This window comes from Vibrio sp. ECSMB14106 (genome assembly GCF_000972265.1).
GTDB classification, from domain to species: domain Bacteria; phylum Pseudomonadota; class Gammaproteobacteria; order Enterobacterales; family Vibrionaceae; genus Vibrio; species Vibrio kanaloae.
In genome coordinates this window covers 12,676-34,120 of the sequence record NZ_LAUM01000027.1, presented here as the reverse complement: position 1 = coordinate 34,120, position 21,445 = coordinate 12,676, and the positions used below count along the sequence as shown (strand labels likewise).

Annotated in this window: 19 protein-coding genes and 1 pseudogene; 9 read left to right on the top strand and 11 right to left on the bottom strand. The window is 42.7% G+C overall.

The window, feature by feature from the left end:
- Nucleotides 1-10 precede the first annotated feature (10 nt).
- A complete protein-coding gene (locus WR49_RS16605) occupies nucleotides 11-1,906 on the bottom strand; it encodes an extracellular solute-binding protein (RefSeq protein WP_046224740.1) in 1,896 nt (631 codons plus the stop codon).
- A gap of 234 nt (nucleotides 1,907-2,140) precedes the next feature.
- Nucleotides 2,141-3,004 carry a class A beta-lactamase gene (gene bla, locus WR49_RS16600; RefSeq protein WP_046224739.1) on the bottom strand — a complete coding sequence of 288 codons (864 nt, stop codon included), beginning with the start codon at nucleotides 3,002-3,004 and terminating at the stop codon, nucleotides 2,141-2,143.
- Between the two features lie 192 nt (nucleotides 3,005-3,196).
- On the opposite strand from bla, the gene WR49_RS16595 reads away from it, so the two are divergent.
- From WR49_RS16595 to WR49_RS16565, 7 genes are all read left to right on the top strand, one after another.
- Entirely contained in the window at nucleotides 3,197-4,240 is a 1,044-nt protein-coding gene (locus tag WR49_RS16595; protein WP_046224738.1) for an endonuclease/exonuclease/phosphatase family protein, read from the top strand.
- A 214-nt stretch (nucleotides 4,241-4,454) separates the two neighbouring features.
- Nucleotides 4,455-4,874 carry a D-ribose pyranase gene (gene rbsD, locus WR49_RS16590; protein ID WP_017060853.1) on the top strand — a complete coding sequence of 140 codons (420 nt, stop codon included), beginning with the start codon at nucleotides 4,455-4,457 and terminating at the stop codon, nucleotides 4,872-4,874.
- 99 nt (nucleotides 4,875-4,973) lie between these two features.
- Nucleotides 4,974-6,479 (top strand): ribose ABC transporter ATP-binding protein RbsA, encoded by a 1,506-nt coding sequence (gene rbsA / locus WR49_RS16585; RefSeq protein WP_046224737.1) that lies wholly within the window; start codon nucleotides 4,974-4,976, stop codon nucleotides 6,477-6,479.
- Nucleotides 6,476-7,468 (top strand): ribose ABC transporter permease, encoded by a 993-nt coding sequence (gene rbsC, locus WR49_RS16580; RefSeq protein WP_046224736.1) that lies wholly within the window; start codon nucleotides 6,476-6,478, stop codon nucleotides 7,466-7,468. Before rbsA ends, rbsC begins: the two co-directional genes overlap by 4 nt.
- A 159-nt stretch (nucleotides 7,469-7,627) precedes the next feature.
- Nucleotides 7,628-8,506, top strand: a complete 879-nt coding sequence (rbsB, locus tag WR49_RS16575; protein WP_017058470.1) for a ribose ABC transporter substrate-binding protein RbsB — start codon at nucleotides 7,628-7,630, stop codon at nucleotides 8,504-8,506.
- Nucleotides 8,507-8,702: 196 nt separating this feature from the next.
- Nucleotides 8,703-9,647: a ribokinase gene (rbsK, locus tag WR49_RS16570; protein WP_046224735.1), complete on the top strand. Its 945-nt coding sequence runs from the start codon at nucleotides 8,703-8,705 to the stop codon at nucleotides 9,645-9,647.
- Nucleotides 9,648-9,799: 152 nt separating this feature from the next.
- Nucleotides 9,800-10,801 (top strand): substrate-binding domain-containing protein, encoded by a 1,002-nt coding sequence (locus tag WR49_RS16565; RefSeq protein WP_046224734.1) that lies wholly within the window; start codon nucleotides 9,800-9,802, stop codon nucleotides 10,799-10,801.
- A 198-nt stretch (nucleotides 10,802-10,999) separates the two neighbouring features.
- Here the strand turns inward: WR49_RS16565 and WR49_RS16560 are convergent, their stop codons facing one another.
- Entirely contained in the window at nucleotides 11,000-11,287 is a 288-nt protein-coding gene (locus WR49_RS16560) for a hypothetical protein (protein WP_017058473.1), read from the bottom strand.
- Between the two features lie 187 nt (nucleotides 11,288-11,474).
- On the opposite strand from WR49_RS16560, the gene WR49_RS16555 reads away from it, so the two are divergent.
- Nucleotides 11,475-11,963 carry an Sbal_3080 family lipoprotein gene (locus WR49_RS16555; protein ID WP_017058474.1) on the top strand — a complete coding sequence of 163 codons (489 nt, stop codon included), beginning with the start codon at nucleotides 11,475-11,477 and terminating at the stop codon, nucleotides 11,961-11,963.
- 86 nt (nucleotides 11,964-12,049) lie between these two features.
- Here the strand turns inward: WR49_RS16555 and WR49_RS16550 are convergent, their stop codons facing one another.
- From WR49_RS16550 to WR49_RS16540, 3 genes are all read right to left on the bottom strand, one after another.
- Nucleotides 12,050-12,391, bottom strand: a complete 342-nt coding sequence (locus tag WR49_RS16550; protein ID WP_017058475.1) for an SH3 domain-containing protein — start codon at nucleotides 12,389-12,391, stop codon at nucleotides 12,050-12,052.
- A gap of 147 nt (nucleotides 12,392-12,538) precedes the next feature.
- Nucleotides 12,539-12,790 carry a TIGR03643 family protein gene (locus WR49_RS16545; protein ID WP_046224733.1) on the bottom strand — a complete coding sequence of 84 codons (252 nt, stop codon included), beginning with the start codon at nucleotides 12,788-12,790 and terminating at the stop codon, nucleotides 12,539-12,541.
- A gap of 113 nt (nucleotides 12,791-12,903) precedes the next feature.
- Complete coding sequence (locus WR49_RS16540) at nucleotides 12,904-13,206, bottom strand: hypothetical protein (protein ID WP_046224732.1); 303 nt, start codon at nucleotides 13,204-13,206, stop codon at nucleotides 12,904-12,906.
- Nucleotides 13,207-13,546: 340 nt separating this feature from the next.
- On the opposite strand from WR49_RS16540, the gene WR49_RS21515 reads away from it, so the two are divergent.
- Nucleotides 13,547-14,503, top strand: a complete 957-nt coding sequence (locus WR49_RS21515) for an IS110 family transposase (protein WP_017064050.1) — start codon at nucleotides 13,547-13,549, stop codon at nucleotides 14,501-14,503.
- A gap of 535 nt (nucleotides 14,504-15,038) precedes the next feature.
- Here WR49_RS21515 and WR49_RS16525 read toward each other — a convergent pair.
- The 5 genes and pseudogenes from WR49_RS16525 to WR49_RS16500 form a co-directional block, all read right to left on the bottom strand.
- Nucleotides 15,039-16,229: a HEPN-associated N-terminal domain-containing protein gene (locus WR49_RS16525; RefSeq protein ID WP_046224730.1), complete on the bottom strand. Its 1,191-nt coding sequence runs from the start codon at nucleotides 16,227-16,229 to the stop codon at nucleotides 15,039-15,041.
- A 175-nt stretch (nucleotides 16,230-16,404) separates the two neighbouring features.
- Complete coding sequence (locus WR49_RS16520) at nucleotides 16,405-17,172, bottom strand: RES family NAD+ phosphorylase (protein ID WP_046224729.1); 768 nt, start codon at nucleotides 17,170-17,172, stop codon at nucleotides 16,405-16,407.
- A gap of 1,219 nt (nucleotides 17,173-18,391) precedes the next feature.
- Nucleotides 18,392-19,571 (bottom strand): annotated as a pseudogene (locus tag WR49_RS21120) (IS3-like element ISVisp1 family transposase).
- 71 nt (nucleotides 19,572-19,642) lie between these two features.
- Nucleotides 19,643-20,095 carry a hypothetical protein gene (locus tag WR49_RS16505; RefSeq protein WP_046224728.1) on the bottom strand — a complete coding sequence of 151 codons (453 nt, stop codon included), beginning with the start codon at nucleotides 20,093-20,095 and terminating at the stop codon, nucleotides 19,643-19,645.
- A gap of 662 nt (nucleotides 20,096-20,757) precedes the next feature.
- Nucleotides 20,758-21,354, bottom strand: a complete 597-nt coding sequence (locus WR49_RS16500) for a hypothetical protein (protein ID WP_046224727.1) — start codon at nucleotides 21,352-21,354, stop codon at nucleotides 20,758-20,760.
- Nucleotides 21,355-21,445: the final 91 nt, after the last annotated feature.

The following is a 21,445-nucleotide window of genomic DNA, read 5'->3' as shown; positions in this document are numbered from 1 at the left end:
TAACTAACTCCTAGCGACGTTTTTCAGGAAGCAAAGCCGCCTTCTCTTCTGAAATCCACCATGTATCAATACCTAAATCGTATTTAGGCAATACATCTGGACGCTCAAACTTATCCCACATTGCTACGCGGTACTCACCAACGTGCCATTGCGGGATGTTGTAGAAATTCCACTGCAATACACGGTCAAGTGAGCGACCTAGTGTAAGAAGTTTTTCAGGATGCTGTTGGTTACGCGCAATTTTTTCTGTTAACGCGTCAACCACCGGATCCATCACACCTGCAGTATTGTAAGTAGAATCAATGTAGTTAGAGTTCCAAACGATCATTAAGTTTGGGCTAGGGTAAGGGTTTGCAGAAAACGATGAAGACACCATGTCGAAGTCACGATCGCGCAAGCGCTTGATATACTGAGTGGTATCTATGGTGCGGATCTTCATCTCGATACCCATGCGCTTGAGATTCTTTTGAACTGGTGTTGCAATTCGCTCCGTGGTCGGGCTGTAAATCAATAACTCAAAAGACATTGGCTTACCACTCTTTGCGTTAGTCATTACTTTGTCTTTCAGTACCCAACCTGCTTCTTTCAACAATTTGAAAGCAGTACGCATTTGGCTACGAATACGGCCGCTGCCATCGGTGACGGGTGGTTGGAATTCTTCGGTGAAAACTCGCGGTGGAATCTGATCTTTGTATTGAGACAACAACTCGACTTCAGCTTCGCTTGGTAAACCTTTCGCTTCATAGTCAGTGTTTTGGAAGTAACTACGAGTCCGTTTGTACTGACCATAAAACATGTTCTTGTTCATCCATTCAAAGTCCATCGCGTAGGTTAACGCTTCTCGAACTTTAGGATCTGAGAACACTGGAGATTGAATATTGAAGACAAAACCTTGAGTCGTTTCAGGCTTCTCGTGGTTGATCTCTTCTTTAATGATGTAGCCTTTATCGAAGTTCGCGCCCGTATAAGAGTTGGCCCAGAACTTAGCCGAGTTCTCGGTTCGAAGATCGAACTCCCCTGCTTTGAACGCTTCCAACATTACCGTGTCGTCACGGTAGTAATCGTATTGCACCTGCTTGAAGTTATTACGGCCAACGTTAACTGGTAGGTCTGCGGCCCAGTAGTTTTCATCTAAACCATAGGTAACACTTTGGCCTGATTTGTAGCTGATGATCTTATAAGGGCCACTCCCTACAGGCGGCTCACTTAAAGGTTCAGACAGCTTCTTGTCTTTCCAATAATGCTCTGGCAATACACGAGTGCTTTGGGCAAAGCTAAACAACTTCTCGCGGTTTGGCTGGTTCATCTCAATACGAACAACCGAATCAGAAACAGCCGTTACTGATTCAATTTCTTTGTAATACACGCGATATTGAGGCACACCTTCTGTTGAGAATTTCTCAAAAGTGAAGGCAACGTCATGCGCCGTAATGGGTTTTCCATCTTGGAATTTAGCATTCGGGTTTATATCAACTTCCATCCAAGTGAAATCACTGGCGTAGCGAACCTTTGAAGCAATCAATGGATAGTAGGCATCAATCTCGTCACTCGGAGAGAACATCAAGGTATCGTAAATTTCACCCGTGTAGCTTGCAGGAACGCCGCGGGAACCAAATCGATTAAAGCTATCATAAGTGCCAATGCTGCCATAAGTCACCTTGCCTTGCTTTGGCGCATCGGGATTAACGTAATCAAAGTGAGTGAAATCGGCTGAATATTTTGCTTCACCAAAACCAACCAGTTGTGTGGTTTCAATAACGGTGACAGCAGGTGTTGATTGGGTATCAGAAGCGTAAGTAACGGAGGGTTGTAAAACAATAAGCGGCAGTATGACTGCATATGACGGCAAATTAAACCTGAAAAACTGAGTGCGCTGCGAGGCTTTACTTCGAAAATTTGTTCCCATTTGATTCTCCCTTCAAATGTTATAAATTCTATATCCAACTTGATTGACCGGCTTTAAATGCACACCGTTAAAGCAAGTATAGGTTCAAATCTAACATCATGTAATAACTAATAAAACCATCAGCACTCCATCTATTACCGTTTATTTATAAATTACTTGGTCCGGTCTAAAGAAATAAAACGCGCTAGAACCGAAGCTGTATCAGTGACTAGCGCGAAGTGTTGTTGGTATTAACTATTGAACGCCGTACTCATCAAAAACAAGTTCACCAATTTCATTGATCACAGTGTCACGCTCTGGAATGGTTAATTCGGTTTCCGTCAGAGAGATACTAATGATCAAAGGAGCATGAGTTTCACTCCACACAATTGCGGTAATAGCACGTGAACCATAAGCACCCGCCCCTGACCTATCGGCAATCCTCCAACCATCAGGCAGAATCGAACGAATCATCCCATCGGAGACTTTATTATCCATCATCCAAGTCTTTAGCTGAGCTTTAGATTCTTCTGATAGCACGTTGCCATACACCAATTCGTTTAACGTTTTTACCATAGTGTTTGGTGTCGTGGTGTCACGCTCATCGCCCGGACGAGCATGATTCAAATCGGGTTCGATATGGTCAAGACGCGTTTTTCTGTCTCCCATGAAACGCAAAAACTCAGTTAACCCGTTAGGCCCACCTGTGCTGCGTAACACTATATTAGCGGCCGTGTTGTCGCTCATTTCCATGGTTGCGGCACATGCGCTTCTGAGTGAGATCTCTTTACCGACAAACGATTTAGTAATCGGAGACCAAGCAATAAGCTCATCAGGTTCTATCCCAACTTTTGACTCTAAATCTAATCCTTCACTTTCATGGTCATAGAGAAGATTCGCACACGTTAAAGTTTTAAAGGTACTCATCATTGGAAAGCGTTCGTCGCCCTTATAATTCCATATTTGCTCCGTCGCGGAATCGTAAACTGCGACACCAATGCGCGCCGAGATACGAGATTCGATTTTCGCAATAGAATAAGCCTCAAGGGAATGACTCAATGACGATGTAGAGAAGAGAGCACTCAATGACATAAGAGTAAGGGAAGTATATTTTTTCATTCTTTAACCATTACAAAACGATCGATTGATCGCAGATAAAAATAAATGCGACGCCTTAAAAGCGTCGAGTGGAGAGAATCTAAGCAGAAAACGACTCTCTAATCTAGAGCCAATGAAAATAAGTGGCTAAACCCGAACAATATCTTCGTATTTTAGATATCCTTAAAGGAGTGATTTCAATAGGATTCAACCTTGAACAAACCAAACCACATAACATTCGCAACGTTCAATCTTTTGAACTACCTCGAACCACCGAATGCTTACTATGATTTTGAGAACATCTACAGCTTCGATGAATGGAAGAAGAAACAGCACTGGATGGCTGAAACGATTCGTTCATTAGATTGTGATGTGATTGGCTTTCAAGAGATATTTAGCCCGCAGTCTTTAGAGCAGTTAATGAATGAACTTGGCTACCCTTACTTTGCAGTAGTCGATAGCGCACACGTTGAAGATGATTACCTATATACCTCACCTGTCGTTGGTATCGCTTCCCGTTACCCGATTGAAAACGTGCAGCCTGTTACGCCAGATTCGAAGTTACTGAAAGCGTTCAACCTTAGTGACAACTTCTCATTCAACCGAACACCTGTTCATGCCACTATTACGTTGCCTCATTTAGGTTCAACCGACTGTTATGTTGTGCATTTCAAATCACAGCGTCCGACGGAGCCAAGAACTGAACCTGTCGATTCGGATAACGCTCAGCAAGGCGCAAAGCCACAAAGTGAGACGCTCACTCACTTCCACCAAGAACAACTTGGCTCTTGGTTATCGAGTGTTCAACGCGGCCTTGAAGCTCAGATGCTGCATCAATACATCACCAATCATCGCTACCAAACCGATCAGCCTGTGGTGTTGATGGGTGACTTTAATAAACCATTATTCCACGATGAGTTTAAAGGGCTGTTGAGTTACGCAATAAACCGAGACGAAAACAGCAAGCATTGGCTTTCCCACTTCCGCTTAAAAGACAGCTGGGATATTTATCATCAATTGCATGAACAAGACTTGCTTGAACAGCGTAAACCAACCCATTACTACGGCGCTTCTGGGTCTGTACTGGACTACATTTTGATGTCGAACGAGTTTGACTGTCAGAACTCCTCGAGTTTGATGGAGATCTCTAGCTATACAGTGTTAGACCATCACCTAATTAATCCAAGCTTCGAGCATGACCAATTCAGTACGGACCATGCCATCGTTGCTGTAACAGCTCATACACGAGAAGCGTAAAATAAGTAAATCAACACATTCACCCTGCAAATAAATAGTGATTACGATCACCAAAAGACGCCCCATCGAAACGTTTCGATGATCGTTATCACACTCTAAAACAATCAGACGTGCAAATGATAAATCACACATTATTATCACTATCGAAACGTTTCGATGGCTTTTCTTGAGTTGTCCTCAACCCATCAAACGTTATTTTTCGATAGGTCGTGATATGAAAAAAAGTACTCTAATTAATTCTGAACTCTCTTACTTAGTGGCGACTCTTGGCCACACAGATGAAATCACGATTTGTGACGCGGGCTTACCGATTCCAGACCACGTAACTCGTATTGATCTTGCTTTGACTCACGGTGTCCCAAGCTTTCAGCAAACGGTAAAAACCATGCTGGATGAATCTCAAATCGAAGGCGTTGTGATTGCAGAAGAGTTTGCGAAAGTAAGCCCAGAGCACCACGCAGCGCTGATTGATTTAATCAAGACAGAAGAAGCACGTTGTGGCAAATCGCTTTCGATTACTTATATCACTCATGAAGAATTTAAACAGCGAACGCATGAAAGCCGCGCGGTGATTCGCACTGGTGAATGCACACCATACGCAAATGTTATTTTCCAAGCTGGCGTAACCTTTTAGCTCAAGCAAAACGCAATGACAGCTCAGTGTCATCACTGAACCAAAAGAATACATAGACAGAACAATCAAATACAACTGGCCCCGAGTAAAGGAACCGACATGACTCAAGCCATTTTAGAACTTAGCTCAATTGAGAAAGCTTTCCCTGGTGTTAAAGCACTGGATAAGGCAAGCCTCAACGTTTACCCAGGACGCGTAATGGCGTTAATGGGTGAAAACGGTGCGGGTAAATCAACACTCATGAAAGTGTTGACGGGTATCTATCACTTGGATGGCGGCACTATCGCCTACCAAGGAAAGCCTGCCGCATTTAAAGGGCCGCGTGATTCTCAACAAGCAGGCATTAGCATCATTCACCAAGAACTGAATCTAATTCCTGAGTTGACCATTGCCGAGAACATCTTCTTAGGTCGTGAAATCACGGGCACCATGGGTCGCATCTTGTGGAACGAGATGTACCAAGAAGCGGACAAGTTACTTAAACGCCTTAACGTAAAACACAGCTCAAAAACACCTTTAGGCCAGCTAAGTCTTGGTGAGCAGCAAATGGTAGAGATCGCGAAAGCCCTATCGTTTGAATCTAAGGTCATCATTATGGATGAGCCGACTGATGCGCTAACCGATACTGAAACTGAGTCTCTGTTTAAGGTGATTAACGAACTGCGCGATGAAGGCTGTGGCATTGTTTACATCTCTCACCGTTTGAAAGAGATCTTCGAGATTTGTGATGACATCACAGTGCTTCGTGACGGTAAGTTCATTGGTCAGTGTGAAGTAAATGACACCGACGAAGATGGCCTAATCGAAATGATGGTTGGCCGTAAGCTAGACGAGCAATATCCACGTATCCGCCAGAGCCACGGTGAAACCTGTCTTGAAGTGATTGGCCTGACGGGTTCTGGTGTTCACGACGTGAGCTTTACGCTAAAACGCGGTGAAATCCTGGGTGTATCTGGTCTAATGGGTGCGGGTCGTACCGAACTGATGAAAGTGATTTACGGTGCCCTTCCAAGTGAACGCGGCGTCATCAACCTGGAAAACAAAACCATTAATCCTGTGAGTCCAAAAGATGGTCTTACCAATGGTATTGCTTACATCTCTGAAGACCGTAAAGGCGATGGTTTAGTGCTTGGGCTTTCAGTGAAAGAGAACATGTCGCTATGTTCACTGGATCTACTGACTAAGAGTGGTCAAATTCAACACCAAGACGAAGTGATGGCGGTTGATGATTTCATCAAGCTATTCAACATCAAAACACCAACTCGCGAGCAAATTATTGGTAACCTTTCTGGTGGCAACCAACAGAAAGTGGCTATCGCTAAAGGGTTGATGACTAAACCAAAAGTATTGATTCTCGATGAACCAACTCGTGGTGTCGATGTCGGTGCTAAGAAAGAGATTTACCAACTCATTAATAAATTTAAAGCCGACGGCATGAGCATCATCTTAGTCTCATCTGAAATGCCAGAAGTATTAGGAATGAGTGACCGCATCATGGTGATGCATGAAGGCCGTGTAAGCGGTGAATTTGATGCTAAAGAAGCAAACCAAGAATTATTACTGGCGTGTGCGGTCGGTAAAAAGCTCAACGAGGACGCAGCATGAGTACTAAAACCATAAGCAAAACAACTGAAACTGAAGCGCCAAAGAAGAAACCGTTAATCAGTAAAGAGTGGCTGATTGATCAAAAGTCATTAATTGCTTTGATCTTCCTGATTGTTGTCGTTTCTTTTCTAAATCCGAATTTCTTTACTGTCGACAACATCCTAAACATTCTGCGCCAAACCTCTATCAACGCCATTATCGCAGTGGGTATGACGCTGGTTATCTTAACCGCAGGTATCGACTTGAGTGTTGGTTCGGTACTGGCACTTTGTGGTGCATTCGCAGCCAGCATGATTGGTATGGAAATCCCAGTGATGATCGCAGTGCCAACCGCTCTAGTCGCAGGTGCTGCATTAGGTGCTATCAGTGGTGTGATTATCGCCAAGGGTAAGGTTCAAGCCTTCATCGCAACACTAGTCACCATGACTCTATTGCGCGGCGTAACCATGGTTTACACAGATGGTCGCCCTATTTCAACGGGCTTCACTGACACAGCGGACGCATTCGCTTGGTTCGGTACAGGCTACGCAATGGGCATCCCAGTTCCAGTATGGATCATGGTCGTGGTATTCGCAGCAGTGTGGTACCTACTTAACCACACACGCTTTGGTCGTTACGTTTACGCACTGGGTGGCAACGAATCAGCCACTCGCCTATCAGGCATCGACGTAGATAAAGTAAAAATCGGCGTTTACGCAATCTGTGGTCTGTTAGCAGCAGTGGCAGGCATCATCGTGGCATCTCGACTGTCATCAGCTCAACCAACCGCAGGTATGGGTTATGAATTAGACGCCATCGCAGCCGTAGTTCTTGGCGGCACAAGCTTAGCCGGCGGTCGTGGCCGCATCATGGGCACATTAATTGGTGCATTGATTATCGGTTTCCTTAACAACGCCCTAAACCTGTTAGACGTATCTTCTTACTACCAGATGATTGCAAAAGCAGTGGTTATCCTTCTGGCAGTATTGGTCGACAACAAAAACAAATAAGACTCTAGTTTGAGTCAATGCAACACCCTGCTTTATTTACAAAAAAGCATCGTTATAAAAGATCTATCAGTAATAAACCTATAAACATTAAATCTATAAATAATGTAACAACGAGCTAGGCCTCACCTCCTAGCTCACCCTACATAAAGGACTTACACCATGAAAAAATTAGCGACTCTTATTTCTGCTGCTCTTCTTTCTACAACAGTATCTGTGTCTGCACAGGCGCAAGATACAATGGCAATCGTTCTGTCTACATTGAACAACCCATTCTTTGTAACCATGAAAGATGGCGCAGAAGCGAAAGCTGAAGAGCTAGGCTACAAGCTTATCGTTCTTGATTCTCAAAACGACCCAAGCAAAGAGCTGTCGAACATTGAAGATCTAACCATTCGTGGTGTTAAGGCAATCCTGATCAACCCAACAGATTCAGACGCTGTGTCTAACGCGATTCGTATTGCTAACCGCTCAGACATCCCTGTACTAACGCTAGACCGTGGCGCAAGCCGTGGTGACGTAGTGAGCCACATCGCTTCTGATAACGTAATCGGCGGTGAAATGGCAGGCCACTTCATCATGGAAAAAGTGGGCGAAAAAGCAAAGGTAATCCAACTTGAAGGTATCGCTGGTACTTCTGCTGCTCGTGAACGTGGTGAAGGCTTTATGAACGCAGTAAACGGCAGTGACCTTGAGCTTCTAGCAAGCCAACCTGCTGATTTCGACCGTACTAAAGGTCTGAACGTAATGGAAAACTTGCTTGCTGCAAACCCAGACGTACAAGCCGTATTTGCTCAGAATGATGAAATGGCATTAGGTGCACTTCGCGCCGTTCAAGCTTCAGGTAAAGAAGTGATGATCGTTGGCTTTGATGGCACAGAAGACGGCATCGCAGCAGTTAACCGCGGCCTACTTGGCGCAACGGTTGCACAACAGCCTGACTTAATCGGTTCTCTAGGTATCGAAATGGCAGACAAAGTACTGAAAGGCGAAACAGTAGACGAGTACGTTCCAGTACCTCTAAAAATCATCGCTAAGTAATCGTTACTAGATAACGCAATATAAAGCAGGGTCCCCTATCCCCTGCTTTGCTTAACTCATTAGCGCACTGGCTCAAGACAAAAGCAAAACCCGATAGTGCATCGCTGTTTCTCATAAGCCGCTAACAAGGCTAGCAATGAACACCATGAGAAAGACCTATGCATTTTCAAATACGATATATCATAAGGCTCGTATCATGACTCAACTGATTGTTTTAGGTAGCGTTAACGCTGACCACGTACTGCAAGTTCCTTCGTTCCCTCGTCCGGGTGAAACCTTGATTGGCGGTAACTATCAGGTCATTCCTGGCGGTAAAGGCGCAAACCAAGCCGTAGCAGCAGCAAGATTAAACGCAGACATTGGCTTCATCGCCTGTGTTGGTGACGACCCATTTGGCATCAACATTCGTCAAGATTTTGCTAAAGATGGTATCAACATCGACGGCGTGATCGTTGCAGACAACACGCCGACAGGCATCGCGATGATCCAAGTATCAGCAACCGGTGAAAACAGCATTTGTCTTTCTGCGGAAGCCAACGACAAGCTGACTTGCGATCAAATCGAACCGCACCTCGAGAAGATCCGCGGCGCTAAATACCTACTGACTCAGCTTGAAACGCCAATTGAAGGCATTGAATACGCAGCAAAAGTAGCAAAAGAGAGTGGAACTAAAGTGATTCTTAACCCAGCTCCTGCTCGTCCATTATCGGATTCGCTGCTTGCTTGTGTTGACGTGATTACACCAAACGAAACCGAAGCTGAAGTGCTAACTGGCATTACCGTGACAGACAATGCATCTGCTCATCAAGCTGCGTTGGCTCTGCATACTAAAGGCATTGAAACGGTAATGATCACGCTAGGCGCGAAAGGCGTGTGGGTGAGTCATCGCGGTCAAGGCAATAAAGCTAGCGAAGGTGAATTAATCGCAGGCTTTCGTGTTGAAGCAACAGACACAACTGCCGCTGGTGACACTTTCAATGGCGCATTAGTCACAGGCTTGCTTGAAGATATGCCACTTGAGCGTGCGATTAAATTTGCCCACGCTGCAGCTGCTATCTCTGTGACACGCTTTGGTGCTCAAACCTCTATCCCAAGCCGTGCTGAAACCGATGCGTTTTTGGCAGAGCAACTGTCTGCTTAGTTTGATACCTATTTGAAGGCCTAACTCCTGAGCTAAACCGTGGTTAACGGATGTTAGCCTTCAAATTCGGTAACAACAAATAACAAGCATAAGCCCCTGTTTTCAGGCAGAATATCGCCCAACGTGGAAGGTTATTCCCACAAGGATTTTTTATGGCAACAATGAAAGACATCGCACGGCTCGCAAAGGTTTCGACTTCTACCGTGAGCCACGTGATCAACAAATCACGCTTTGTCAGTGAAGAGATTGCTGAGCGTGTTAACAGTGCGGCTAAAGAACTCAACTATGCGCCTTCTGCATTGGCTCGCAGCTTGAAAATGAAGCAAACCAAAACCTTGGGAATGCTAGTGACCACATCCACCAACCCCTTTTTTGGTGAAGTAGTAAAAGGTGTGGAACGTCGTTGCTATGAAAAAGGCTACAATCTTATCTTGTGTAACACCGAAGGCGATAGCGAACGCATGAAATCCTCTATCGATACCTTGCTGCAAAAGCGTGTCGATGGCTTGATGCTGATGTGTTCTACCCTTGAAGGCGAACATATCGATGTATTCGAGCGCTATCCAGAACTGCCTGTTGTGGTAATGGATTGGGGCCCGATGCTGTTTGCGAGCGATAAGATCCAAGACAACTCGCACCAAGGTGGCTACATGGCAACTAAGCACCTGATTGATAACGGCCATTCTCAAATTGGTTGTATCACTGGTCCACTGCACCGCAATCAAGCTTCGTCTCGTTATCAAGGCTTCAAGCAAGCGATGGAAGAAGCGAATTTAGAGATCAACCCTAAGTGGATTGTTGAATCCAACTTTGAATGTGACGGTGGTTTTGACTCTTATCAGACATTGAAAACTCGTGGCGAAATGCCGTCTGCCTTGTTCGTCAGTAACGATATGATGGCGATGGGCGTGATTCACGCTGCGGCGCAAGATGGCACATCGATTCCGAATGATCTGTCTATCATTGGCTACGATGACATCCACCTGTCGAAGTACATGACACCCGCGTTAAGCACAATCCACCAGCCAAAGCACCGTTTAGGCAAAGTTGCAGTAGATACCCTTTTAAGCAGACTACAAACTCCTGATGCTTACCCACAGGTTGTGGAACTCGAACCAACATTAGTCGAACGAAGCAGCGTAAAAACAATCTAGTTCGCCTGCTAAAAAATAACAAGGCATATCAACAGACTCACAACGGGCTGATATGTAAGTATCCCAGCTGTCTTGAAGTTACCTACATGCGAAAGATGGTCATGACACAAGGTGTAATGCTTAAAGACGGTCTAATGTAGGATAAGAATAACGCCAAAAATTAGCTATTGATGCTATGGTCTCTTGTTATGTTTGTACCTAAAAGTACGTTGAAAGAATATCTAGTTCCATATCAAGAAAGCCAGGATAGTAGAACTTATAACCTTCCGAGATGAGGTCATTTATCAGAAAATTAAAGCGCTTTAGAGCCATACAATATGACTGCATGGCATCTACACCATAAATATACTCGTCAATACCCAATGCCAGAACACTAAATTTACAACGATAGTCACCCGTTGAACCTGGCTCAGGCAAACCTAGCTCAATAATCAAATTTAGCGCCTTATCATTAGGTTTTTTCACTACATATTCGCTAACTATCATAACTATTCCTCATAGTACATAGACATAATGCCCCCAAGAAAGGTACTAGGCTCCAGTATCATGGGCTAGCTTAAGAAACCTTGGGCGAGCAATGGATTTTAATTCTAAGACGAACAAAACTATTTTATGAACACCATACCATATGGTAACATTTAGTTAATATGAATAATAATTAAGAACCATTATAATGCTTAATAAAATCGTCCTGATTTTTTCAATACTACTCATATCTGGCTGTGCAAATAATGCCATCCTTGAACTTCAGCAGCTTGATTCAACTAAAATAGAAAATAAAAGTATCCAGATCATTGATGATGGACGCACTAAAGAGTCAATTAAACATATCATTGCAAGTAAATTAGATGAGTACGGTTTCCAATATGAAGTCGTCGATATTTCTCAATCTAATTCTAGCACTACTGATAACCCAAAACTGACCTACTCTGCAAATTGGTGGTGGGATATGGCTAGTTACATGCGCTTTCTAAATGTTGAAATAAAAGACAACAAGCAAACCGTAGCACTTGTGAAAATTGACACGGTAAAATGTGGTGGATTTGACAAGTTTGGTTCAGCTCAACGCCGCACAGAAATTACTCTAGATCTGCTATTAAGTAATTTAACTGAAGAAGAAGCAAACGAGTTAATCTGTCTTGGCGGCCAGCCAAACCAGTAATATTCGAAGGCCTCATAAAAATGAGGCCTACTTATATTTTGATATATAAACCCTGTCATATTGATTTATTGTTATGTGACTTGCGTTTAAATACGTTGTACAGAGCGCACTGGTACCCAGCCAATTTCGCATGTTGATCTCGAAACTCGATACCACTCATTGAGTTCATGCAGCACTGTCAGCTTTTCACCGATGACGGTATCGATCTCAACATTGTCATAATCTTCAAGCATTACCCCTAAGGAGCTGCTTTCGACCTTTTCTATATATTGAATTGGGGCCCAGCCTTGCTCACCAGTATCATTGGTTATAAAAATCCAATTGGGAAATTCGTCATCTATTTCACCCAGCGTTATTTTATCGCCTCGCTTCAAATAAAACGGATTTGGGTATTCTGAGACATGCTGTTGAGTAGTAACTACTTCCATATATCCTCCAAAGTATCAACGTTGTATTAAGTAGTGAGCAACGCCAACCACCAAACCTAAACCATTGTGCCGTAAACACTAAATTCAAGGCAAACCGAAAATGCCAAGCGTTGGGAGTCTGCCTTAAATGTTTTGTATGGTGTAAGTTTAACGATGCTTGTACTGAGTTGGGCAATAAGATCTTGTAATATCAAAGCTTCGCAGTTTTTGGTGTTTGGTTAAGCGTCCCGAAACTCGAGAGCGCCACAATTTAAAACTGCCGCTTCTCAGTTTACTACGCATGAAGCGAATAACCTCAGCTTCATTCAAGCCGAATTGTAATTCTATCGCCTCAAACTGAGTTCTATCTTCCCATGCCATTTCAATAATTCTAGATGCTCTTTCTTCTTGTAGAGTCATTTTGTATTCCTAAGTTAAAAAGTCGCATTTTGTACGTTAATTTCTAGCTTATGGTTCACAAAATATATAGCTTAACCTTCCAAACGGTAAGGAGTCGCACTTCAAACTTGATACTAAGCTTGTTCTACATGCGCGCGATCACACCAATACTCTGAGTAACTTTCTTTTACCCAACACTCAATTCGTATTGTGCCAAACTCTTTATAAGTACCTAGTTCTTCTGAGATTGTTATACGTTCAGACGATAATAAATCACTAACTGAATCAGCCAAACCTTCAAACCCATAGAGTTCAATATTTTCGTGTTCTCTTCGAAGAGTAAGCTTCAGAACTCCTTGTTCTTCGGTCCGAGTCGCTGTGAGATTACAAATAAAGTCAGGTCTCACACACTCGAATAGCTTCTTATAACTACTCATATTCCCTCCGAAAACATAACGCCGCGTTAAGTAGTGAGCGACGCCTGCCACCCAGCCTAACCCATTGCACCGTAAACACAAAATTCAACTTGAGCTGAAAATTCCGAGCGTTGCGAATCTGTCTTAAACGCTTGTATGGATAATAAGCACTCCAATCGGGTAATGTGAGACCCAGGCTTTAGCTGCAACTAAAGCTTTCTATGTAGTAGTTCGTTTAAACGCTGGCTCCTCTATCGAGAGACCGATAACAAACATGAACGCTACATAGGACTTCAAGCATAAACCTCGAATAGTCGACTGGGTCTCGAACCCGCATTACGCAAGCATGAGTTAGCTTATTATGAATACCAAAATCAATCAAAGCATCAACGTTGGAGTTGATACCGGCAAAACACAATTAGACATCCACATCAGGCCACTAGACCTATTTTTCTCAGTAGAGAACAATGATAAAGGCATCAAAAAAGCACTCAAAACGATTAAGAGTCACAGTCCTGAACGAATCGTTATTGAAGCAACAGGCCGATTAGAAATGCCTTTTGTTCTTGCATGTGCAGAGGCTCAATTACCTATTGTCAGAGCAAACCCTGTCCACATAAAACGGTTCGCTGGTGCTATTGGCCGCAGAGCCAAAAATGATCGTTTAGATGCAGAATTGATTGCTCACTATGGAGAAGCAATCAAACCAGCTCTTACTGTCATAAAGCCAAAAAACATACGCCTAATGAGTGACTTAGTCATTCGCCGAAACCAGTTGTTATCCATGCAAACCATGGAAAAGAACCGAATCCAGATACTTCCCGCTTCTCTCCATCCGACTATCAAACCGATGCTAACCACGATAAAAAATCAAATCACCAAGTTAGAAGAAAAGCTCGTTAAACTCATTGAAGATAGCCCTGAATATCAGGCTAAAAACACAATATTGCAGAGCGTCCCTGGAATAGGAAACATTGCCGCTGCATCAATAATTAGCAACGTACCAGAACTTGGCTACATCACAAATAAACAAGCGGCATCACTAATTGGTGTCGCTCCAATAACACGCGAAAGTGGGCGCTACAAAGGTAAGCGCGTGATCCAAGGCGGTCGAGCGCAAGTACGCACAGTGTTATATATGGCAATGATGTCAGCCATGCAATGTAACCCCGTATTCAAAGCAACTTATGCTCGACTTGTAGCTGCCGGAAAGCCTAAGAAAGTCGCAATAATCGCGTGTGTTCGAAAGATGGTTGTGACTCTTAACTCTATGCTGAGAGATGGCGCCATGTGGGATGAAAACACTGCCAAAAATTAATCATTGACGCCATAGTCGTTTGTTATAACTCAGTTTCGTCGATGTACTCAATCTGCTTATTCACAGAAACTGCCAAAACTATTGCGAAAATAATAGCAATAGAGACTCTAAGAAACGCAGATGGAATGAGAGATTGTGTAGAAATGACAAATGGGCCAGCGAAACCACCGGATATTGCTCCTAGATAAGCTCGCCTCCTACTCCATTTCATCAGCGACCCACATTCAATACAACGATACTTCGTCCAATGAGAACTAAAGAAAAACCAGCTAAATGCAACATTTTTCCGACACTTGGGACATTGTCTAGACTTCATAACTGCCTCGTAAAGATAAACCAAGCTCATATGAAACAACCCGATTAAAGAAACATCAAATACACTTGTTAGACTTTCGAGCGAGCTCATGAGTTATAACGCCCTGTTAAGGTGTGAACAACGCAATACCGGAGCTCCCGCATACCACCTTAATCACTTAAACCAACGCATAATGAAAATGCCACGCGTTGCGAATCACTCTTAAACAGATTGTTATACCTATATGTATTTATTGGGATTAATTCTTTTGAGACTTATAAGTCTCAAAAGACCATCCTTTGCATCATGCTCCACGCATTCTTTGTCGTCACAAAATAGAACTATTGCATTTCTTTTATGATGCTTTGAGCTAGGATAAATAATACCGTCAACTTTCTTACCTCCTTTGGTCTTATGGATAAATCGAAAATGTTCGCTGACTACTTGTGTTGGAACATAATCAATATGCTCAAGACCATCTTTTCTCACTGGAGCTGTAAAATCCGATAGAAAATCGTACACAAAAGATAGTTGATGACGATAATCTCGTTCACATCCTGACAGCAACCCTTCGTATGGAGGTAGTTTACTAAAGTCAATCACGACAAGCTCTCGAGCAACTTCAAAAGTCCCAACACTCGCAACCTTAGCTTGATTTGGTCCCTCAAAGGTTTCAGCGATTGCAGTGCGTCGGTCGAAAGCCCCATAGAACATTGATATTCCGGATGGACTCATTCTATTGGGATATACTGCAAGCTCTACTGGGGGAGAACCAATATCATTAGCTGACTTAAGTTTGGTTTTTTTATCATGAACTCTTACACGAAGTACTTTTTCGCCGACCTTAATGTTCCTATATAAGTTTAGGCTGTCTACGACATTGCTCAAAGAATCCATGAAATATTTAGGTGGAATTTCGTCGAAACTATTAAATTCTCTCTCATCTTCAGCACGGTAAAATAAGTATCGAGATTTGTGCTTCACTAGATGTACAAACGATTTCCATCCATGCAAATATGCCTCCGAGGGAGATAAATTGTAAAAATCTCTCTTACACCATTGTTGGACATTTAAAGAAGACATAATGTCATCTTGAAGATCCATATTTTCTATTGGAATACTTAGCTCTCCTAACAGATCGTATGAATCCATTACATCTCCACACCACCCCCTATCCCATGCAACACCAACGTTGTTAGGCTCACCATATTCCTCGCTGATACAATCCACTAAGAATTCCATAAGCATGTCAAAGTGAATGATTCTTAGTCTTTTATTTCCACAATATGTGCATTCCCCTCGCTCCCCTTGAGCACGCACATATCTTCCTAAGTCTTCTTCACCAATGCATCTAGAACATAAGAACTTGTCACCCACAGAGTAGTACCCTCTTTCTTCTTGTTCCAGCATGAACTCTTTAGCTCTACCCATATTTACTCGCTCCCCATGTGCCAATAGGTATAACGCCCGCTTAAGTGGTGAGCAACGCACCACAATACTCAACCATTGCACCGTAAACACAAAAGCTAAATCAAACCAAAACCGCCGAGCGTTGCGAATCCGTCTTAAAGCGTTTGTTATGTGTAACAATACTCAAGTTATGTTCTTAGTGTTCTTCTATTCTTTTAAATTCAAACTGAACTTTAGATACCTCATGGATTTGACACCCTAAAACCTCTGCTGAAGCGAGATCAAAGAGAACGATATTATGCCCATCAGCTAACGAGCTTTTATATGCAATACCATCATAACCCTTAGATTTTACAAACTCTGATATGATTTGTGTTGCTGCATAATCTGATGTGGAATCTGAATTTCTTACCGGTTTAGAAAATGCATTATCAATATCCGACCAAACTGCTTTTTTCTTCTCTTCTTCGCTCGGCTCATTGAAGTAAAAAAGAAAATTAGTATTGCTAACGCCATGTTCAACGGAAAAGTCTAATATTTTTAAATCTTTTGTTGTTTTAAATACTCCCAGCGAAACTATAGCACCGAGCCAAGGCCTTATTTCTGACATAGCCGTTTCTTTATCAGTGGCCACGTAAAGGTAAGGTATTCCTTTAGAGTTCGCTCGTCCTTCTGAAGCACTATCCTCTAAGGGTTTCATTCTTGAAGGAGGGAAAGGAATAGGTACATTATCCACGTGCACTTGTTCGTCAGTTTCTGGGTCAGTTTGATACATTGGTCTCCATGCATGTCCATTTTGCGCACGCCAAACCGTAGCACCTTTGGGTATCGATAATTCTCTCTCTTTGCACGTTTCGATAATTGCATTGAGAAAACGTTGAGATTCTTCGTCAAGAATATATCTCTGCTTCCGATTAACCGCCCAACTAAATGTAAAAAAACTTCGCCAAGAATCAAAACTCATTGTATATCCTTTAGTTACACATAACGCCCAGTTAAGGGGTGAAGCACGCAATACCAAAGCTGCTGCATGGCACTTCAACACCAAAACTACCGCATACCAAAAATGCCACGCTTGCTGAATCCCACTTGAACTGTTTGTTAGCACGCTGCCCTCGAAGCCTTTGACACACGCCAAGATATTGAAATATAGCACGAAACTTATGGTTTAAAACACCAAAACCAAATGGACAGCTGCCAAACTAAAAACAAACGTCAAGACGTAAGTTGGCTAGAAGAAAAACATGCTCAACTGCCCTTTTTCACCGCTTTCAAATTAGCAAAGGATACGGGCTTCAGAATTGAACTACCGCGCCAAAGAAACGCATTTTGGGTGATAATTTCCCAAAACTAAAGAAACCACACCAAAGAAATAGCCCGAAAGTTAGAAACCGTAAACGGTGAAAGCAAAGCGAAAACGTCACATCTAGTGCCACCGGAGCGAACGTGAAAGGCACATTTGATCAGGTGTAAAGCGAGGAAAAGAAACCAATAAAAACAGAAACTTTTAGTCTTTGATGCCAACCCAGTGCTAACGCTAAGCTAAGTAGTGAGCAGCGTAATACGAAGTCACCGCACAACACCTTAAACACATAAATCAACGCATACTAAAAGTGCCACGCGTTGCGAATCTGCCTTAAGCGCTTTGTTAGCTTGCCACCGCGATGAAACCCGATATTTAGCGCCAAGGTGTTGAATTGACTATGAAACTACTGGCTTTGAACACAAAAGTAAAACGGACAGCTCAGAATTTAAACTCAACCAACAAAACAAATTTGGCTAAGAAGACTTTCGTAGATGCCGACAGCCACAAATACCACCTTTCAATGTTCACCCTTAACTTTCAAAGCCAAAGAAGCAGCGTGCAAGAATATTGAGAAATGAACCTTACTAACACGAAAGAGATGAGTAACATGGAAGCCAATTAACCGAAAAACGGGCTACGCGAGATGCCTATTTCGATGATAAATCTTTGGGAAATAACAGGTGAATAGCTAGAGCGCAGAACAAAGCTTTTAGACCACAAACGCTTTTCTGCCCTTTGCAAACTAACGCTAAGCTAAGTAGTGAGCAACGCAATACGAAGCCACCGCATAACACCTTAAACACATAAATCAACGCATACTAAAAATGCCATGCGTTGGGAGTGATCTTCACCCGATAAAATGGACACCCTATTCTCTTTAACCCGTCACGACTTCATACTCATGTGGGGTTCGATATCCGAGACTTGAGTGCAGTCTATAACGGTTATAAAAATGCTGGATATAACCGGCAAGTTTATCTCTAAGCTGCTTCTCACTTTTAAAACTATTTTTCCTAATTATGTCGCCTTTGAGCGTATGGAAGAATGACTCCACCTCCGCATTATCAGTGCAATGACCTGGACGATTCATACTTGGGACAATTCCATTTTTTGATAATAAAGCTTGAACTTCATGGGCTCGATACTCAGAGCCTCTGTCGGTATGAAACAATAAGCGCTCTTGTGGCTTTCGATTTCTAATGGCCATTCTCAACGAACTCATCGTTAGCCGTGTACTCTTCTTACTACCAAGCGACCAACCGACGATTTTACGTGAGTAAAGGTCGATAACGACGGCTAGATACATCCAACGTTTACCTTGCTTTATATACGTTAGATCTCCAGACCATTGTTGATTAACTGCCGTTGGTTTTGGTGTGTCTTTTTTAATATTCTTAATCGATTGATAGAACCGATGTAGCTTGGCCATTTTCATGTAAATGCGATAACTTCGTGCTCTTAGCCCTTGCTCTCTCATGATCCGAGCCACACGCTTGCGGCTAACCAAAACGCCTTGGCGCCTCAGTTCTGCATGAACTCGTGGGCTGCCGTAAGTCTCTCGACTCTGGGTAAACACTTTAATTATACGCTTCTTCAAAGCCTGCTCTTCTTGATCGTAGCGGCTTGGTTCTCTATCAAGCCATGCGTAGTAACCCGACTTAGAAACAGATAGAAAACGGCACATCAATACAATGGAATAACGCGTTTTGTAATGGGCTATGAATCGGAATTTTGTCGATTTTCTTGGGCAACGAATCGTTGCCACTTTTTTAGCAAGTCATTCTCGAGCTTAAGTTGTTCATTCTGACGTTCGAGCTCTGCAATCCGACTAGACTCAGTTTTCTGGCTCGGGATCTGAGTCCTTTTCTTACGTTTATCTTCCATAATAACCCCTTCTCTATAGTCCTTTCGCCATTTAGAAAGCATATAAGGGTGGATATCTAATGATAGCGCCACGCTTTTAACTGTACTCCTTCTCGAAGCGAAAGTCGGACAGCAGTTACCTTAAATTCCGTAAGATATTGTTGAGTTTTTTTACCTGATTTATAAGCTGGCATAAACACCTCCAATTACTATTGAAGGTGTCCACTAGATCGGGTCAACTACACTGTCCCTCTTGAAGCGTTTGTTATATTTTAAGTTCCTCAGGCGACAGATACTGACTACAGACAATATCAGGAACTAATTTCAAAGCACCAGAGTCATCGTCACCGATGATCTTCGATAAACTGTTTCCCGCTTGCCGAAATAAAATTGAATCATCTAACGTGGGGAAATAAGCCGATTCCACATCTGGCTCGTTGGGATGTTTTTCATAAATTTTTTGGAAACACATATGTAGGTCAATCAGCTTGGCGAATAGAACCTCTGCCTCAGTTTTACTTAATGATATTTCACCTCTATGAGCTTGCAACATCATTGCCCACATATCTCCAGCTTTGTAACCAACTATCTTTAGGGCACTAAGTGAAATCTCTTGTTCCAAAAACTGCTCAAAATCTCTTTTTGTAGTCTCGGCAAATGTACTAAAGCACATGCAACCTAGCAGAATGGGAATAATGTATTTACTCACACTTTTCATTTAGAGCTAAGTCCTTCAATAAAATATAACGCTAAGCTAAGTAGTGAGCAACGCAATACGAAGCCACCGCATAACACCTTAAACACATAAATCAACGCATACTAAAAATGCCACACGTTGCGAGTCTGCCTTAAGCGCTTTGTTAGTTTGCCACCGCGATGAAACCAGAGATTTAGCGCCAAGGTTCTGAATTAGCTATAAAACTAATAGCTTTGAACGCAAAAGTAAAACGGGCAGCTCAGAATTTAAACCCAACTAACAAAACGCACTTGGCTAAGAAGACTTTCGTAGATGCCGACAACCACAAATACCATCTTTCAATGTTCCCGCTTAACTTTCAAAACCAAAGAAGCAGCGCGCAAGAACGTTGAGAAGTGAACCTTACTAACACGAAAGAATTGAATAACACGAAAGCCTATTAACCGAAAAACTGGCTACGCGAGATGCCTATTTCGATGAAAAGTCTTTGGGAAATAACAGGTGAATAGCTAGAACGCAGAACAAAGCTTTTAGACCACAAACGCTTTTCTGATCCTTGCAAACTAACGCCGCATTAAGTGGTGAGCAACGCGACCCCCCAAGCCTAAACCTTGCCACATTTAGCACTTAAGCTGACCTAGTCTGAAAGCGCCAAGCGTTGAGAATCCGTCTTAAATGCTTTGTTAAGTTTTGGCTTTAGAAATGCTGCGCAGGATGATATCCGCTTTCAGCACAATTAATTCGGTTCTACGACTGATTTTACCGACGATACTAACAAACCTTGGATACCAACGCCTTGATGTGGCGGTGACACTAAATAGTATTGCAACAACAATTACCAGAGGTATTGTAATCGGTAAAATAGCAAGCCCGAATATAAACTTAATCCCGTCCCCAAAACCCAACAGTACCTTGCCTAAAGTTAACCTTTGATCAAACTTGAAATTTCTCGTTATCACTTCTGTTAAAAGGTTAGTACCTATAGCCGCTGTAACAAAAGGAAATATGAATAAAAAGAGAGTACTTTTCTGGTCAAAGTCGTCAAACACTTCTTTAGACATTCGTTGAGATTCCACCCACCCCCCCGCTATCGATTTTATATTTTCTATGTACATGACAGCACCAGCAGACAAAACAATAAGTACTAAGCCAACCAAAAATACTGTCAGAGCATATGGGTTTTCACCTGAAACCAATGATGCAATACCCATAGCTAAAAAAAGAAACATAACCCCGAATATAAGTTGCATCTCCAATGAAAACATGAAATCTAATTGCATTACTGAATACTACCTCTTAAAAACTTAACGCCGCATTAAGTGGTGAACAACGCGACCACCTAAGCCTAAACCTTGCCACATATAGCACTGA

Bases quoted from the DNA above. Each gene is read 5' to 3' on its own strand.
- rbsK (WP_046224735.1), top strand. From the start codon at position 8,703: ATGACTCAACTGATTGTTTTAGGTAGCGTTAACGCTGACCACGTACTG.
- WR49_RS16520 (WP_046224729.1), bottom strand. From the start codon at position 17,172: ATGAGTTTTGATTCTTGGCGAAGTTTTTTTACATTTAGTTGGGCGGTT.
- bla (WP_046224739.1), bottom strand. From the start codon at position 3,004: ATGAAAAAATATACTTCCCTTACTCTTATGTCATTGAGTGCTCTCTTC.
- WR49_RS16555 (WP_017058474.1), top strand. From the start codon at position 11,475: ATGCTTAATAAAATCGTCCTGATTTTTTCAATACTACTCATATCTGGC.
- WR49_RS16560 (WP_017058473.1), bottom strand. From the start codon at position 11,287: ATGATAGTTAGCGAATATGTAGTGAAAAAACCTAATGATAAGGCGCTA.
- rbsA (WP_046224737.1), top strand. From the start codon at position 4,974: ATGACTCAAGCCATTTTAGAACTTAGCTCAATTGAGAAAGCTTTCCCT.
- WR49_RS16605 (WP_046224740.1), bottom strand. From the start codon at position 1,906: ATGGGAACAAATTTTCGAAGTAAAGCCTCGCAGCGCACTCAGTTTTTC.
- rbsD (WP_017060853.1), top strand. From the start codon at position 4,455: ATGAAAAAAAGTACTCTAATTAATTCTGAACTCTCTTACTTAGTGGCG.
- WR49_RS16545 (WP_046224733.1), bottom strand. From the start codon at position 12,790: ATGACTCTACAAGAAGAAAGAGCATCTAGAATTATTGAAATGGCATGG.
- WR49_RS16550 (WP_017058475.1), bottom strand. From the start codon at position 12,391: ATGGAAGTAGTTACTACTCAACAGCATGTCTCAGAATACCCAAATCCG.
- WR49_RS16505 (WP_046224728.1), bottom strand. From the start codon at position 20,095: ATGAAAAGTGTGAGTAAATACATTATTCCCATTCTGCTAGGTTGCATG.
- WR49_RS16525 (WP_046224730.1), bottom strand. From the start codon at position 16,229: ATGGGTAGAGCTAAAGAGTTCATGCTGGAACAAGAAGAAAGAGGGTAC.
- WR49_RS16500 (WP_046224727.1), bottom strand. From the start codon at position 21,354: ATGCAATTAGATTTCATGTTTTCATTGGAGATGCAACTTATATTCGGG.
- rbsB (WP_017058470.1), top strand. From the start codon at position 7,628: ATGAAAAAATTAGCGACTCTTATTTCTGCTGCTCTTCTTTCTACAACA.
- WR49_RS16540 (WP_046224732.1), bottom strand. From the start codon at position 13,206: ATGAGTAGTTATAAGAAGCTATTCGAGTGTGTGAGACCTGACTTTATT.
- rbsC (WP_046224736.1), top strand. From the start codon at position 6,476: ATGAGTACTAAAACCATAAGCAAAACAACTGAAACTGAAGCGCCAAAG.
- WR49_RS21515 (WP_017064050.1), top strand. From the start codon at position 13,547: ATGAATACCAAAATCAATCAAAGCATCAACGTTGGAGTTGATACCGGC.
- WR49_RS16565 (WP_046224734.1), top strand. From the start codon at position 9,800: ATGGCAACAATGAAAGACATCGCACGGCTCGCAAAGGTTTCGACTTCT.